The 14,373-nt window shown below is 62.4% G+C and carries 16 protein-coding genes and 1 tRNA gene; 8 read left to right on the top strand and 9 right to left on the bottom strand.

Annotated features, from left to right (window positions below; all coding sequences use genetic code 11):
* Positions 1 to 10: 10 nt before the first annotated feature.
* Entirely contained in the window at positions 11 to 601 is a 591-nt protein-coding gene (gene purN / locus KJP30_RS03895; RefSeq protein ID WP_218447683.1) for a phosphoribosylglycinamide formyltransferase, read from the top strand.
* A gap of 14 nt (positions 602 to 615) precedes the next feature.
* On the opposite strand, the gene KJP30_RS03890 is transcribed toward purN, so the two are convergent.
* The gene (locus KJP30_RS03890; RefSeq protein ID WP_218447682.1) at positions 616 to 807 is read right to left on the bottom strand and encodes a hypothetical protein; all 192 of its coding nucleotides are present in this window, start codon (positions 805 to 807) and stop codon (positions 616 to 618) included.
* A gap of 251 nt (positions 808 to 1,058) precedes the next feature.
* On the opposite strand from KJP30_RS03890, the gene rnd reads away from it, so the two are divergent.
* A complete protein-coding gene (gene rnd, locus KJP30_RS03885; protein WP_218447681.1) occupies positions 1,059 to 2,216 on the top strand; it encodes a ribonuclease D in 1,158 nt (385 codons plus the stop codon).
* 6 nt (positions 2,217 to 2,222) lie between these two features.
* On the opposite strand, the gene KJP30_RS03880 is transcribed toward rnd, so the two are convergent.
* Positions 2,223 to 2,729 (bottom strand): hypothetical protein, encoded by a 507-nt coding sequence (locus KJP30_RS03880; RefSeq protein WP_218447680.1) that lies wholly within the window; start codon positions 2,727 to 2,729, stop codon positions 2,223 to 2,225.
* A 129-nt stretch (positions 2,730 to 2,858) separates the two neighbouring features.
* On the opposite strand from KJP30_RS03880, the gene KJP30_RS03875 reads away from it, so the two are divergent.
* Positions 2,859 to 3,263 carry a SufE family protein gene (locus KJP30_RS03875; RefSeq protein ID WP_218447679.1) on the top strand — a complete coding sequence of 135 codons (405 nt, stop codon included), beginning with the start codon at positions 2,859 to 2,861 and terminating at the stop codon, positions 3,261 to 3,263.
* Positions 3,264 to 3,548: 285 nt separating this feature from the next.
* Here the strand turns inward: KJP30_RS03875 and trpE are convergent, their stop codons facing one another.
* The 4 genes from trpE to KJP30_RS03855 are packed head-to-tail and all read right to left on the bottom strand — an operon-like array spanning position 3,549 to position 8,615.
* Positions 3,549 to 5,063 (bottom strand): anthranilate synthase component I, encoded by a 1,515-nt coding sequence (gene trpE, locus KJP30_RS03870; protein WP_218447678.1) that lies wholly within the window; start codon positions 5,061 to 5,063, stop codon positions 3,549 to 3,551.
* A gap of 5 nt (positions 5,064 to 5,068) precedes the next feature.
* Positions 5,069 to 6,931 carry a peptidylprolyl isomerase gene (locus KJP30_RS03865; protein ID WP_218447677.1) on the bottom strand — a complete coding sequence of 621 codons (1,863 nt, stop codon included), beginning with the start codon at positions 6,929 to 6,931 and terminating at the stop codon, positions 5,069 to 5,071.
* Between the two features lie 31 nt (positions 6,932 to 6,962).
* Positions 6,963 to 8,159 carry an aminotransferase gene (locus KJP30_RS03860; protein ID WP_218447676.1) on the bottom strand — a complete coding sequence of 399 codons (1,197 nt, stop codon included), beginning with the start codon at positions 8,157 to 8,159 and terminating at the stop codon, positions 6,963 to 6,965.
* 54 nt (positions 8,160 to 8,213) lie between these two features.
* A complete protein-coding gene (locus KJP30_RS03855) occupies positions 8,214 to 8,615 on the bottom strand; it encodes a winged helix-turn-helix transcriptional regulator (protein ID WP_218447675.1) in 402 nt (133 codons plus the stop codon).
* A gap of 97 nt (positions 8,616 to 8,712) precedes the next feature.
* On the opposite strand from KJP30_RS03855, the gene KJP30_RS03850 reads away from it, so the two are divergent.
* On the top strand, positions 8,713 to 9,579 hold the full coding sequence (locus tag KJP30_RS03850; RefSeq protein ID WP_218447674.1) for an SDR family oxidoreductase: 867 nt from the start codon (positions 8,713 to 8,715) through the stop codon (positions 9,577 to 9,579).
* 62 nt (positions 9,580 to 9,641) lie between these two features.
* Here KJP30_RS03850 and gpt read toward each other — a convergent pair whose 3' ends face one another.
* From gpt to fabI, 3 genes are all read right to left on the bottom strand, one after another.
* Positions 9,642 to 10,160, bottom strand: a complete 519-nt coding sequence (gene gpt, locus KJP30_RS03845; protein ID WP_218447673.1) for a xanthine phosphoribosyltransferase — start codon at positions 10,158 to 10,160, stop codon at positions 9,642 to 9,644.
* A 68-nt stretch (positions 10,161 to 10,228) separates the two neighbouring features.
* Entirely contained in the window at positions 10,229 to 10,831 is a 603-nt protein-coding gene (locus tag KJP30_RS03840) for a LysE family translocator (protein WP_218447672.1), read from the bottom strand.
* Positions 10,832 to 10,938: 107 nt separating this feature from the next.
* Positions 10,939 to 11,745, bottom strand: a complete 807-nt coding sequence (gene fabI, locus KJP30_RS03835) for an enoyl-ACP reductase FabI (protein WP_218447671.1) — start codon at positions 11,743 to 11,745, stop codon at positions 10,939 to 10,941.
* A gap of 158 nt (positions 11,746 to 11,903) precedes the next feature.
* Here fabI and pdxH point away from each other — a divergent pair, with 158 nt between their 5' ends.
* The 4 genes from pdxH to KJP30_RS03815 all read left to right on the top strand — a co-directional run bounded on the left by pdxH (position 11,904) and on the right by KJP30_RS03815 (position 14,057).
* Positions 11,904 to 12,509 (top strand): pyridoxamine 5'-phosphate oxidase, encoded by a 606-nt coding sequence (gene pdxH, locus KJP30_RS03830; RefSeq protein WP_218447670.1) that lies wholly within the window; start codon positions 11,904 to 11,906, stop codon positions 12,507 to 12,509.
* A 178-nt stretch (positions 12,510 to 12,687) separates the two neighbouring features.
* Positions 12,688 to 13,200, top strand: coding sequence for a cold-shock protein (locus tag KJP30_RS03825; protein ID WP_218447669.1), 513 nt, complete (start codon positions 12,688 to 12,690; stop codon positions 13,198 to 13,200).
* Positions 13,176 to 13,919, top strand: a complete 744-nt coding sequence (locus KJP30_RS25160; protein ID WP_321206948.1) for a DUF192 domain-containing protein — start codon at positions 13,176 to 13,178, stop codon at positions 13,917 to 13,919. The genes KJP30_RS03825 and KJP30_RS25160 overlap by 25 nt, the downstream gene beginning before the upstream one ends.
* Positions 13,920 to 13,980: 61 nt before the next feature.
* Positions 13,981 to 14,057 (top strand) — tRNA-Pro (locus KJP30_RS03815).
* Positions 14,058 to 14,373: the final 316 nt, after the last annotated feature.

The raw sequence follows: 14,373 nt of genomic DNA, 5'->3' as shown, positions 1-14,373 counted from the left end.
GGCGTCTGCGATGAAGCGCGTCGCGATCTTTGTTTCGGGCGGTGGATCCAACATGGTCACGCTGGTGGACAGCATGACCGGCGACCATCCGGCCCGTCCCGTTCTGGTGCTGTCCAACAATGCCGACGCGGGCGGCCTGCAAAAGGCGGCGGAGCGGGGCGTGCCCACGGCTGTCGTCGACCATCGTCCTTTTGGTCAGGATCGCGCTGCCTTTGAAGAGGCGTTGCAGGAAACCCTTGCGCCCCACGCCCCGGACATCCTCTGCCTTGCCGGGTTCATGCGTGTCCTGACGGCGGGATTCGTAACGCCGTGGGAAGGGCGGATGCTGAACATCCATCCTTCGCTCTTGCCCAAGTACCGAGGGCTACACACCCACGCGCGGGCGATCGACGCTGGCGATTGCGAGGCCGGTTGCACCGTGCATGAGGTCACGCCGGAACTGGACGACGGGCCGATCCTTGGGCAGGCCCGCGTTCCGATCCAGCCGGATGATACGCCGGACAGCCTCGCCGCACGGGTGCTGCGCATGGAACATCAGCTATACCCGGCGGTGCTCCGACGGTTCGCAGCGGGCGACCGAACCCCGGTGCTGTTGCCCTGACAACGCGGCCCCGGTCAACGCGCCACCGTCCGCATCGCGGCAGAATTGCCGTGCCAGGTCTCTGCATCGGCCACGGCATGTGGTGCCGTAATCGCGGTCACGGCCATAAAGGCGACAAGCACAAGCAGCGCGATGCCGCCTGCACGGCGCAGGCCCGCGTCCGACACTTGGTGGTCGCGGGTGAGGGGATGTACGAGGGCAGTCATTTCAGGGTACTCCTGTTTGCGATGACGCTCAGATAGGTCCCGACAGGCCATTCTTGAAATGAATGTTTGGCGCGCTGTGCATCACGTTTTGTGATGTCGCAAACCTGCTATGTCGTGATCGACGGGGGCTTTGAATGTCTCCGGGGTTTGCTCTATGGTGATCCGACGCAAGGCGGCGTTGGGCGCCAAGACCTTGCCTGACCTTTCACGGAGCGGGCCGCTTCCGGCCCGTGTATCCTGCCGGAGCCCGGATGAAGACCTTGAAGACGACAGAAGAGCTTGCGGCCTTCTGCGAGGCCGCTGCCTCTGTTCCTTACGTGACCGTGGATACGGAATTTCTGCGCGAACGCACCTATTACTCAAAACTGTGCCTGATTCAGCTGGCCTTGCCGGGACGGGACGACTCAGACGCGGTTCTGGTCGATCCGCTGGAGGACGGTCTGTCACTGGATCCGTTGATGGACCTGTTCCGCAACGAAAATGTGGTCAAGGTCTTCCACGCCGCGCGGCAGGATCTTGAAATCTTTTTCATCGACAATGGTGTGATCCCCAAGCCGCTGTTCGATACGCAGGTTGCCGCGATGGTTTGCGGATTTGGCGAACAGGTGGGCTATGAGACACTGGTCAAGCGGATCGCCAAACAGCAGTTGGACAAAAGCTCGCGCTTTACCGATTGGTCCCGCCGCCCGCTGACGGATGCGCAAAAGACCTATGCGCTGGCCGATGTGACGCATCTGCGCCAGATCTACGAATTCCTGGATCAAAAGCTGCAAGAAACCGGGCGCGCCCGCTGGGTCGGCGAGGAACTGGCGACGCTGACCGATCCCCAAACCTATATCACCCGTCCCGAAGACGCATGGAAGCGCGTCAAGACCCGGTCCAACTCGCCACGGTTCCTTGCCATCGTGCGCGAACTGGCCGCCTTCCGAGAAGCCTATGCGCAAGAGCGCAACGTGCCGCGCAACAGGGTGTTCAAGGATGACGCGCTGGTGGAACTGGCCTCGACCAAGCCCGTGACGATGAACGATCTGGGCCGCTCACGGTTGTTGCTGCGCGAAGCCCGCAAAGGCGCGATTGCCGAGGGAATCCTCTCCGCCATCGCCGCCGGGATGGAGTGCCCAAAAGAAGATTTGCCGAAAGTCACCAATGACAAGGACAAGTTGCAGGTGAACCCGGCTCTGTCCGATCTGCTGCGTGTTCTGCTGAAGGCCAAAACCGAAGACTACGGTGTCGCCTCCAAACTCATCGCACCGTCCTCGGACCTTGATGCAATTGCAGCAGGTCAGCGCGACGTCCCGGCACTCAGCGGCTGGCGCCGCGAAGTCTTCGGCGAAGACGCCCTGCGCCTGTGTGACGGCAAGATTGCCCTCGGTGCCAAGGGCAAAACCGTGAAGGTCATCGACATCTGACCAGGGTCAGCGGCGCACATTCCGAATGTTGTGCCGCCCCTTGACCTGGATCGTGCGAATCCCGGCCAACTGGTTGTCCGTCAACCATACGGCGGCCGTGTGGGTGCGCGACAGATCCGATCCTTTCGGCCCGCGCGGCTGATACCCCCGGAACGCATAGGCCAGCGTGCCACCGGTGCTTTCTTCCTCGATCTTGACCAATTGGACATCAAAGGCGCCCTGATAATCCGCCACGGTGGTGGCCCGGATGATCGCCCCGCCGGGGCGACGTTCCACCACCAGTTCGGTGATTTCGCCCATGTCGGTGCCACGGTAAGTGGTGTCCTTTTCCTTCCGGAAGATCGATTCACGCCCGCGCGGGATCAGCGTGTTCACCTCTTCGTTGGGTGTTGCCACGCGCAGGGATTCGCTCCGCCCGAACCAGTTGATCGGGTTGAGGCGGCTGTCGCGCACAGTGCCGCAACTGGTCAGCACAAGGGCCGCAAGAACGAGGGTGGATACCGGTTTGAACATGACGCGCCCCCTGGAAGGTTTCTCGGAGGGTTAGCGCAGATCGCGGGCGATGAAAAGCACCTCGCGGCAAGGGCAGGGGCTGGACCTTCGGGCCGCATGTGCCTAGGTCTGCCGCAAACGGAGGTCGCAATGGCACAGGCAGCATTCGAAGACGTGGTCGAGGATTTCGAATTCCTTGAGGACTGGGAAGACCGCTACCGTATGGTGATCGAGATGGGCAAGGACATGGCGCCCATGCCCGAAGCCCTCAAAGTCCCCGCCACCAAGGTCGAAGGCTGCGCCAGCCAGGTCTGGCTGCACATGGCTCCGGAAGACGGCAACTTCCACTTCCAAGGCGACAGCGATGCTCTGATCGTCAAGGGCCTCATCGCTCTGTTGCATCGGTTATATGACGGTCTGCCGCTGGATGAAGTGGCCAATGTCGACGCCCGTGCCGAACTTGGGCGGCTGGGACTGAACGAACACCTCTCAGCGCAGCGATCCAACGGTCTGCGCGCGATGATCGAACGGATTCGCAGCCAGAGCGCCGGTTGAGGGGGCTCTGCCCCCGCCCGGGACAGTCGTCCCGGACTCCCCCGAGGTATTTGGAAAACCAAAGAAGAGCAGCCGATTTTCGCAATGAACCGTTTACTGAAACGAAATACCCCCTGCCGACATGCGACAGGGGGCTTCTTCGGTTACGGTCATCGGCTCCTCAGCCTGTACCGTGTCAGTATGATCGCTCAACGAGGTTAACAAACCCTTGCTTCTTTGGTTCTGAAAATACCTCGGGGGGCGCGCCGAAGGCGCGGGGGGCAGAGCCCCCCTTCATCGGCTCGGTCAGTGGTTGCCGTTGCCGGTGAAGCGCGCTGCGTTGGCGGCCGCGCGCCGGATGGCGTTGGATTTGTGAACCGTTTCCTGATACTCGGCTTCGGGATCACTGTCATAGACCACGCCGCCGCCGGCCTGGATGTAGAGTTTCTGATCCTTCACCAAGGCCGTCCGCAGGGCGATGCACATGTCCATATCGCCGCCGGCGCTGAAATAGCCCACCCCGCCGCCATAGACACCCCGCTTTTCGGGTTCCAACTCGTCGATGATCTCCATCGCGCGGACCTTGGGGGCGCCGGAAACCGTTCCGGCCGGCAGGCCTGCCAAAAGGGCGGACAGGGCATCTTGGTCTTCGGAAAGTTCACCGACCACGTTCGATACGATATGCATCACGTGGCTGTAGCGTTCGATGATAAATTGCTCGGTAGGCTTGACTGTTCCGATCTTGGACACGCGGCCAGTGTCGTTGCGACCGAGGTCCAGCAGCATCAGGTGTTCGGCCAGTTCTTTCTTGTCGGCCAGCAAGTCCGCTTCGAGCGCCTTGTCCTCGGCCGGGGTGGCGCCGCGCGGGCGGGTGCCGGCGATCGGGCGGATCGTCACCTCGTCTCCAAAGACCCGCACGAGGATTTCGGGCGATGCGCCGACAACCTGGAACCCGCCGAAGTTGAAGTAGAACATAAAGGGCGACGGGTTGGTCCGTCGCAAGCTGCGGTAGAGCGTGAACGGCGGCAGCGGGAAGTCCTGCGTCCAGCGCTGGGACGGCACAACCTGAAAAATGTCGCCCGCCCGGATGTATTCCTTGGCCTTTTCCACCGCGGCGAGATAGTCCGCATGGGCAAAGTTGGACACCGGTTCGCCCAGATCCGCCGCATCGCCCAGATCGCGCGAGGCTTGCGGCAGGGCACGTTCCAGATCGCGCACCGCATCCATGACCCGTTCTGCCGCCTGTGCATAGGCCGCGCGGGCCGACAGCCCATCCTGCACCCAGGCCGGAGAGACCACCGTGACCTCTCCCTTGACGCCATCCAGCACGGCCACAACCGAGGGCCGCATCATCAGGGCATCAGGCAGACCCAGCGGATCGGGGTTCACGTTCGGCAGATGTTCGACCAGCCGGATCATGTCGTAGCCAAGGTAGCCGAACAGCCCGGCGGCGGCCTGCGGCAGATCTTCGGGCAGGTCGATCCTGCTTTCGGCCAGCAAGGCCCGGAGCGCGTTCAGCGGATCCTCTGACTGCGGCTCAAAGGCATCCGGGTCAAAGCGCGCCATGCGGTTTACCCGTGCCTGCGTGCCGTGACATTGCCAGATCAGGTCGGGCTTCATGCCGATGATCGAATACCGCCCCCGGACTTCGCCGCCGGTGACGGATTCCAGCATGAAGGCATCGCGTGCCGCGCCGGTGAGTTTCAGCATCAATGACACCGGCGTGTCGAGATCGGCGGCCAGACGGGCATAGACCACCTGGTTGCGGCCCGCCTCGTATTCAGAGGCGAAGCCGTCGAAGGAAGGGATCAGTTGTACCATGGCTCTTACTGGAAGTTCGCGTGAACGGCATTGATCGCCGCCTGGTCAAGTTCGACGCCAGCGCGCGCCTGGATGTCCGTGGCCAAGGCGCTGAACAGGTCCTGCGCCACGTCCTGAGCGGCCTGATCCCGGAACAGCTGTGCCAGTTGCAGAGCCTGATCGCCTTCGCGGTCGACCTCAAGGACGTCGTCCAGCCGCACGATGATCGCGCTGTCGCCGGTCTGGACCGCACGTACCTCGCCGGGCGTCATTTCGAACATGGCGTCCAGCACCGGGCGCGGCACGGCGCCAAGGGCGGTGCGGGTCAGGTCGGTCTCGGTCGCCGGGGTCAGATCGAGACCTTCGAAAGTCACGCCTTCACCCAGTTGCGCTGCGAGCGTTTCGGCCTGTTTGAGCAAGGCGTCCGCTTCTTGTGCCGCACGCCAGTCGGCTTCGACGCGAACGCGGACCTCGTCGAAGGGGATCGGGGCCGGAGCATCGGTCTGATCCAGCCGCAGGGCAAAGACACCGCCATCGCCAAGCGCCGCGATGGCCGGGTAATCGCCGTCCTGCACATCGTCCGCGGCGTCGCGGAACGCCGGGTAGCCCGCAATGTCCTCGTCATTGTCACCGGTCCAGCCGATGGTGCCCAGCGTCAGGTCGGTGGTGTCGGCCAGCTCTTCCAGCGTCACCCCGGCGGCCAGTTCATCGTCGAACCCCTGCGCCTGCGTTTCGATCACACGGCGGGCGCGGTCCAGCGCCAGTTCACCGCGCAGGCCGGGCACGGCATCCTCGAAGGACGTCAACTGGGCGGGAAGCACGGCATTGATGCGGAAAAGGGCCGGGCCAAGCGTGGTGGGCGCGGGGCCGACCACCTGACCGACTTCGCCGCCAAAGACCAGATCGGCGGCACCAGCCAGATCGGCGGCACCAGCCAGATCGCCGCGGGTGACGTCGCCCATGTCGGTATCGGCAAGCTCCAACCCGCGTTCCTCGACCAGATCCTCAAAAGCGATTTCGCCAGAGGTCACGCGGGCCAGCGCCGCTTCGGCGGCGGCGGTGTCGTTGAAAACCAGACGTTCCACCAAGCGACGTTCGGGCAGGTCGAACTCTTCTTTGCGCTCGTCGTAGGCGGCGCGCAGCGAATCCTCGTCCACCTCGACCGTGTCCACCAGCATTTCCGGGGTCAGCAGCACATAGGTGATCTGGCGCGTTTCAGGCCGGGTGAAAAGCGCGATGTTGTCATCGTAATGCGCACGCAACGCTTCTTCGGTCGGGTCGGCGATGTCCAGTTCGACGGCATCGGCATTGATTTCGGCCCAGGTGATGTTGCGGCGTTCACCGGTGTATCCGATCAGCGTGTCCACATAGGTGTCCGGCAAGCGGACACCGGCCAGAACGGCCCCTTGCAGCAGCGAACTGGCGCTTTCGTTCCGCAGCTTTTCTTCGAAATCGCGTTCGGTCAGCCCGGCGTTGTCCAGTGTCAGCTTGTAGGCATCGCGGTTAAAGCTGCCGTCGGCGCCCTGAAAGGCGCGAATGGCACGCAGATCCTCGGCAAGGCGGCTGTCGCCAATCGAAATCCCCAGAACGTCGGCCTCGTTTTCCAGGGCGGCGGTAACGACCAGCTGGCTCAGGACCTGTTGCGTCAGGCCAAGCGCCTGCGCCTGCTGAAAGGACAAGGCCTGACCGGTCTGCTGTTGCAGCGTGTTGATCTGGTTGCGCAGCGACCGGAAATAGTCGTTGGTCGAGATTTCGGCCTCGCCCACCTTGCCGATCGACCGCACGGTGCCAGAGAAATTGGTGGCGCCGAAGCCGCCAAGCCCCAGCAGCAGAAGGCCCAACAGGCCATAGACCAGGAATTTGCCTGCGCCGCTTTTCTTGTCCGCCATCGTGACCTCCCGCTCTCGGATTTGCCCCTGTCTAAGCGGCTCCCCCGGGGCCTGCAAGAGGCCCGTCGACCTGCGCCAGCCTGCGGGCGAATTCCGCGATGCCGGCGCGGTCGGTATTGGCAAAGGCCACGCGGAACTGTCTGTCGCCGCTGGCGTCGCCTTTTGGGGTGAACATGGTGGCCGGCAGGATCAACACACCGGCGTCTTGTACAAGGCGGGGCGCCAGTTCGGCCGATCCTTCGGCAAAGGGGTGTTCGATGTAGGCGAAATAGGCTCCGCACCCAAGCAAACGCCAGCCGCGTGCCTCCAGAGGGGCAAAATGTTCGATGATGGCCGCGCGCCGGTCGAGGATCTCGTCGCGCTGTTCAGCTTTCCACTGGGCCAGATGGTCCAGTCCCCAAAGTGCCGCGCGTTGTCCCAATGACGGGGCGCAGATCGCCACCGTGTCCTGAAACTTCTCGATCTGGTGCAACAGGTCGGCATCCCCCAAGACAGCGCCGACACGGTGACCCGTCAACCGGTAGGCTTTGGAAAAGCTGTAAAGCTGGATCAGAACCCCGGCGCGTTCGGGCCGGGACAACAGGCTGTGCGGCGCGCCCAAGCGCGAGTCGAAATCGCGATAGGTTTCATCCAGGATCAGCTTGAGCCCCAGTTCGGCGCAAAGATCGTAGAAGCCATCCAGTACTTCGGCGGGATATTCGACACCGCAGGGATTGTTCGGAGTGACCAGTGCAATCGCCCGTGTCCGCGGGGTGATCAGGGCGCGGGCCGCTTGCGGATCGGGGATCAGGTCAGACCCACAGGGCAGGGGCACCGCGCGGACCCCGGACATGTCCAGCCACATCTTGTGATTGAAATACCACGGCACCGGCAGGATGACTTCGTCTCCTTCGCCGCAAATGGCCGAGATGGTGGCCGCAAACGCCTGATTGCAGCCTGCCGTGATCCCGACTTCTGCAGCGTCGACCGGGCCTCCATAATGCCCTTGCCATTCTGCCGCCAGCGCCCTGCGCAGTTCTGGCAAACCCAGAACCGGTCCATAGAGATGGCTGGCGGGGTCTTCCATCATTTCGGCCATGGCTTTGCGCATGGCAGGCGGCGGCGGATCGGCGGGCGCGGCCTGACTGAGGTTGATCAACGGGCGGTCGGCCGGAAACACGACCCCTTTCAACCAGCGCTGCGCCTCGGGGATGGGTGGGAAAAAGGTCGCGTCTGTGCGGCTGGTCATCGGGCTCTCCGGCAAATTTGACGCGAAGCTATCAGCGCCGCCGGCGGGCGCAAGTCATGCGTCGGCGTCAAAGGCCGCACGGGCGGCGCGAATGGCGTCGTGGTTGGCGCTTGCCCAGTCTGACAGCTGAGCGATGGGCAACAGGGCCGAGCGGCCCAGATCGGTCAGCGCATATTCCACCGCGGGCGGTTTGGTCGGATAGACCGTGCGGCTGATCATGCCGTCCCGTTCCAGATCGCGCAGCGTCTGGGTCAGCATGCGCTTGGAAATATCGCCAACCTTGCGTTGCAGGGCGGAAAACCTCTGCGGCCCGTTCTCCAGTGCGATGAGGATCAACAGGGTCCATTTCTGGCCCACGCGGTCCAGCACATCGCGTACCGGGCAATTTTCGGCGCGCATGGGCGGTTCGTCAAAGACTTCGGGGAAAAGGCGGTTACCCGGCTGTGCCCTTGTCATGAATTTGTGCCTCCTTGGCGAGTTTCGATATGCGGTCTACATCCGAGACCATATCCCGAATCGGGACCAAACTTAGATCCAGTGAAAAGGAAATACCATGTCCCTCAAGTATCTCGTCACCGGCGCCTCTGGCCAACTTGGCGCACAGGTCATCGACAGGCTGCTGAAAACCGAAGCGCCGGAAACCATCGGCGCATTGGTGCGCCGACCGGAGGCCGCGTCGGCGCTGGAAGCGCGCGGCGTTGCCGTGCGCGTGGCCAGCTATGACGCGACCGAGGCACTGCGCGCCGCCTTTACCGGTGTTGAAAGACTGTTGTTGGTGTCCTCTTCCGAGGTCGGACAACGTGCGCCGCAGCACCGCAACGTGATCGAGGCTGCCAAGGCTGCGGGCGTGGATTTCATCGCTTATACCTCGCTGCTCCGCGCCAAGGAGTCACCGCTGGGGGATCTGCCTGCGGAACATATCGAAACGGAGGATGATCTTGCTGCCTCGGGCCTGCATTACGCGGTGCTGCGCAATGGCTGGTACACGGAAAACTACGCGATGAGCGCCGCGCCCGCGATTGAAAACGGTGCCTTTATCGGGGCCGCCGGGGACGGACGGATCGCAAGCGCCGCCCGCAAGGACTATGCCGAAGCTGCCGCCGCCGTACTGATGGGGGATCTGCCAGCAAGCGGGACGATCTACGAGCTGGCCGGGGACACAGGCTATACGCTGACCGAGTTCGCAGCAGAACTGTCTCGCCTCACGGGCAAGGACATTCCTTATGTGAACATGACCGAAGCCAAGTTCAAAGAGACCCTTTTGGGCGCGGGCCTGCCCGAAGGGCTGGCGAAACTGTTGTCGGAAAGCGATCGCGGTGCGTCGGTAGGTGGACTGGACAGCGACGACGGCACGCTTGGCCGTCTGATCGGACGTCCGATCACAGCGTGGCAGGACACGCTGAACGAGGCGCTTGCCTGAGCCATTACGCACGGGGCGAGGCGCGCCACGCGCCTCGTCCTGACAGGCGATCAATCAGGCGATCAATCGTCGCCGCGATAGGGTTTGACGTATTGCAGCGCCATGTCCCACGGGAAGAAAATCCAGGTGTCCTGGCTGACTTCGGTGATGAAGGTATCGACCTGCGGACGGCCCTGCGGTTTGGCATAGACGGTGGCCACATGCGCCTTGGGATAAAGGCTGCGGACCAGTTCCAGCGTCTTGCCGCTGTCCACGAGGTCATCAATGATCAGGATGCCTTCGCCATCGCCCACCAATGCGGCATCGGGCGATTTCAGGACCTGTGCCTCGCGCCGCTGGTCGGCCTTGCCGCCGCCCGAGTGGTAGCTTTTCACACTGATCGTATCGACGGTGCGAATGTCCAATTCGCGGGCCACGATCATCGCCGGTGCCATGCCGCCGCGCGTGATGGCGACAACCGCCTTCCAGTATCCGTTGTCCGGGCCTTGACCCTGCAACCGCCAGGCCAGCGCCCGTGCGTCGCGATGCAGCTGATCCCAGCTGACGTGAAAGCCTTTTTCATGCGGCAGGCGGTTGTCCATGGCAGTCTCCTCGGCAGGCAATGTGGGCTGAGCCTATACGCCAGCGTTTGGCCTGCGGGCAAGTCTCCTTACCGCGAAAGCAGCAAGCGCAGGCCAAGCGCCGCCAGAATGGCCGAGGCGACCCGGTCAATCACCGGTTTTGCCCGCAGGTATCCGGCGCGCGCCGGAGGCGTCGACAAAAGCAGTGCAAAGAGGCTGTAGACCGCCAGTTCGACGACAAGGTGATTGCCGACGACCAAGGCTTTTTGGGTCACAGTCATGCCCGCGGGAAAAATCACCACAAGCACCGAGGCGGCAAAAAGCACGGACTTCGGATTCAGAAGATTGACCAAGAGGCCGCCCAGAAAGGCCCGCGCGCCGGGGTGGGCGCTGTCCGTGACAGGTTTGCGCGCGTCCCGCCACAATCCATACGCGATCCACAACAGGTAAAACGCCCCGGCCAGTTTCATCGCGCCGTAGGCAAAAGGAAAAAGCGTGAACAACACCTCAAGCCCCAAGAGCGCCGCGCCGGTCCATGTTGCCGCCATCAGCCCAAGTCCCGCGCCCGTGGCCACACCAACCCGGAAACCGCCGGCAATCGACTGTCGCAACGCATAAAGCAGCGCCGGGCCGGGTGCGGCCATGGCGGCCAACAGCGTGAGGTTGAAGGCCAGTAGGTGAGTCCAGGTCATCTTGGTTCCTTTCGCTCCTGACAGCAGCGCTATGGCGGGGGCCGTGTCAAACGAAAACGCCCCGGACAGATGGTCCGGGGCGTGTCTTGTTCGATTTCGGGGCGATGTCAGCCCTTGGACATATCCGGCGCATCCACGGCCTTCATGCCGACGACATGATAGCCCGCGTCCACATGATGGGTTTCGCCGGTGACGCCTGCGCCAAGATCCGACAGGAGGTAAAGCGCGGAATTGCCCACGTCCTGAATGGTCACGTTGCGGCGCAGCGGCGAGTTGTATTCGTTCCACTTCATGATGTAGCGGAAATCGCCAATACCGCTGGCGGCAAGTGTCTTGATCGGCCCGGCGCTGATCGCGTTGACGCGGATGCCGTCCTTGCCAAGATCCTCGGCCAGATAGCGCACGCTTGCCTCAAGGGCTGCCTTGGCCACGCCCATGACATTGTAATGCGGCATGATGCGTTCGGCACCGTAGTAGGTCAGCGTCACCGCGCTGCCGCCGTTCTTCATCATCTTCTCGGCGCGCTGCATCACGCTGGTGAAGCTGTAGACCGAAATATCCATCGTCATGGTAAAGTTCGACTTGGACGTGTCGACATAGCGACCGCGCAGTTCGTTCTTGTCCGAAAAGCCGATCGCGTGAACGATAAAGTCGAGGGTGTCCCATTTTTCCTTCAGCGCGTCGAACAGACCGTCGACCGAGGCCTCGTCGCTGACGTCGCAGGGCAGGACGATATCCGACCCAAGCTGGCCGGCCAGAGGATCGACCCGTTTCTTCAGTGCGTCGCCCTGGTAGGAAAAGGCCAGTTCCGCGCCTGCGTCCGCGCAGGCCTTGGCGATGCCCCAGGCAATCGACTTGTCATTGGCCAGTCCCATGATCAGGCCGCGTTTTCCCGCCATCAACTGGTTTGACATGTGAGCCCTTTCCGCCAGATCCATGTTGCAGCGACCTTTAGGGGATCGGCCCGGGACCATCAAGCCTGCCTTGTGCGCAAAACGGGGCTTGCATCCCGGGTGACACAGGCCAATGTCCCGCCCGTCCGGGCCGGATCACAGAGCAGGAGAGCATTCAGATGAGCGACCGTAGCGGAATCTTCGCCGGGGAGGACCCCTTTGTCCTTGCCCGCACTTGGCTGGCCGAGGCTGAAGACAAGGAACTGAACGATCCCAATGCCATTGCCCTGTCGACGGTGGACGCCGACGGCTTGCCCAATGCACGGATGGTCCTGCTCAAGGACATCGAGGACGACGCATTTGTCTTTTACACGAATTACGAAAGCGCCAAGGCCGGGGAACTGGATCAGGCGGGCAAGGCGGCCTTTGTCATGCACTGGAAGTCTCTGCGACGTCAGATCCGCGTGCGCGGGCTGATCGAACGCGAAGAGGGGCAGCAGGCAGATGACTACTACGCCTCGCGTTCGATCAAGAGCCGGTTGGGCGCATGGGCCAGCGCGCAGAGCCGTCCGTTGGACAGTCGCGCGGCCCTCATGGCCGAGGTGGCGAAGGTCACGGCGCGGCATGGAACCAACCCGCCGCGCCCGCCGTTCTGGGGCGGATACCGCATCCGCCCGGTCGAAATCGAGTTCTGGGCAGACGGTGCATTCCGCCTGCACGACCGGTTTCGCTGGGTCCGAAAGGATATATCGGCGCCTTGGGATGTGACGCGATTGAACCCGTGAAGTGACTGAATTTACTTTGTAATTTCACGTTACATGAACGGTATTCATTCGAATGTCTTAACCATGCTGACACAAAATAGGGCATTCGCGCAGTCTTGCGCTGTGGGCAAGCTTTGTTCCAAGACTCTGAGTGGGGATAAAGTTGGTACAGTTGGAAGCGCAGTTGACTCGAGAGGAAATGGAACAGACGGCTGTCTCTGGCCGGGTGAAATGGTTTGATCCGGTCAAGGGCTTCGGCTTTGTGATCTCGGACGATGGCGGACCGGACATCCTTCTGCATGCAAATGTCTTGCGGAATTTCGGACAAAGCTCGGTCGCCGATGGCGCGCGGATCGAAATCGCGGTGCAGCGGACGGATCGCGGCGTACAGGCGACTCAGGTTCTGACGATCGAACCGCCCGAGACTCCGGAGTGCGCGCCGCTGGCCGATTTCGAACAACTCGATCCCGAAGTCATGGCGCAGGCCCCGCTGGAACCTGCGCGGGTCAAATGGTTCGACAAGGCCAAGGGTTTCGGGTTTGCAAATGTGTTCGGAAAACCCGAAGATGTGTTCATTCATATCGAGGTCCTGCGCCGCTCGGGTCTCGCGGATTTGCAGCCGGGCGAAGCCTTGGCAATTCGCGTGGTCGAGGGCAAGCGAGGACGCATGGCGATGGAAGTGAACGCATGGGAAAACGCCTTGTCGCGTTGAGTGTCTTTGCCACGCTGGTTGCGTGGCCGGTCTGGAGCCAGGACGGTGGCTCTGTCATTCTGGAACAGGAAGCCGCGCCGCCCCCGTCGGCGCAGGTCCCGGCCACACAGCCACCCGAGGCCGAATCCCCGGATCCGGCAACCCCGGTGGCACAAGACCGGGATCCAGATGCTCCGATCGAAGAGGAACCGGTGGCCAAGGCCGATGACGAGCCTCCGGCGGAAAAACCCCCGGCGATTGATCCGATCCTTCCGATTGGCGATGAACCGCTGGCCGATGCCGGACCGCAGGTTTCCGATGATCCCGACAACAAGATCGGCGCCTGTCGCGCGGATACCCTGTATATCCGTGGCGGCCATGCGCCGATGCGGTTCACGGTGGATGTGGCCTCGACACCCGATGACCGGGCGCAGGGGCTGATGAACGTCAAATCCATGCCGCCCAGCAAGGGAATGCTCTTTGTCTACCCGGCGCCGCAACCGGTGGCTTTCTGGATGAAGAATACATTTATTCCGCTGGACATCATTTTTGCAGACAGCCGCGGTGTGGTGGTGCATGTGCACAGCAACGCCAAGCCGCATGACGAAACCTCGATCCCCGGCGGGGACCAGGTGCAATTCGTTCTGGAAATCAACGGTGGCTACGCCAAGATGCTGGGGATCGGCGAGGGGGCGGAAATGCGCCATCCGATGATCCGCCGCGCAGCTTGGCCGTGCTGATCCGCGAAAAGGGGCTTTTCAACCTCGCTTCCTGCGGATAGACCGCACAAAGCCTGAGAGTCGGGGCGTGGCGCAGCCTGGTAGCGCGTCTGTTTTGGGTACAGAAGGTCGTGAGTTCGAATCTCGCCGCCCCGACCATTTCACCACAGGGTTGATAGATCCGCAGGGCCGCACCATTTGGGGCGGCCTTTTTCGTCGTGTCCGGTCGGAGCCCGGGTCTGCGAAGGGGCGGGCAGGGACAAGATATGGGGTCAGCGGGCGATACCGGGAGAATCGGCAGGGCCACTAGATCTGGTGTGGAGGCGCAAAACCGCTGCGAGGGACAGGGTTGCGCGTGATCCAAACGCAACATCGGCCGTGTTCACGAAGATTAAGGGAAATTAATCGCCCACAGGGCAAATCGAGCGCTTGTCCACAGGGTTCTGTGTGCAAGTACATGCCGCGCCAAGTTTTA

The organism is Antarctobacter sediminis, assembly GCF_019218285.1.
GTDB lineage: Bacteria > Pseudomonadota > Alphaproteobacteria > Rhodobacterales > Rhodobacteraceae > Antarctobacter > Antarctobacter sediminis.
The sequence above is the reverse complement of the archived record's forward strand: the minus strand, read 5'-3'. Positions and strand labels throughout refer to the sequence as shown.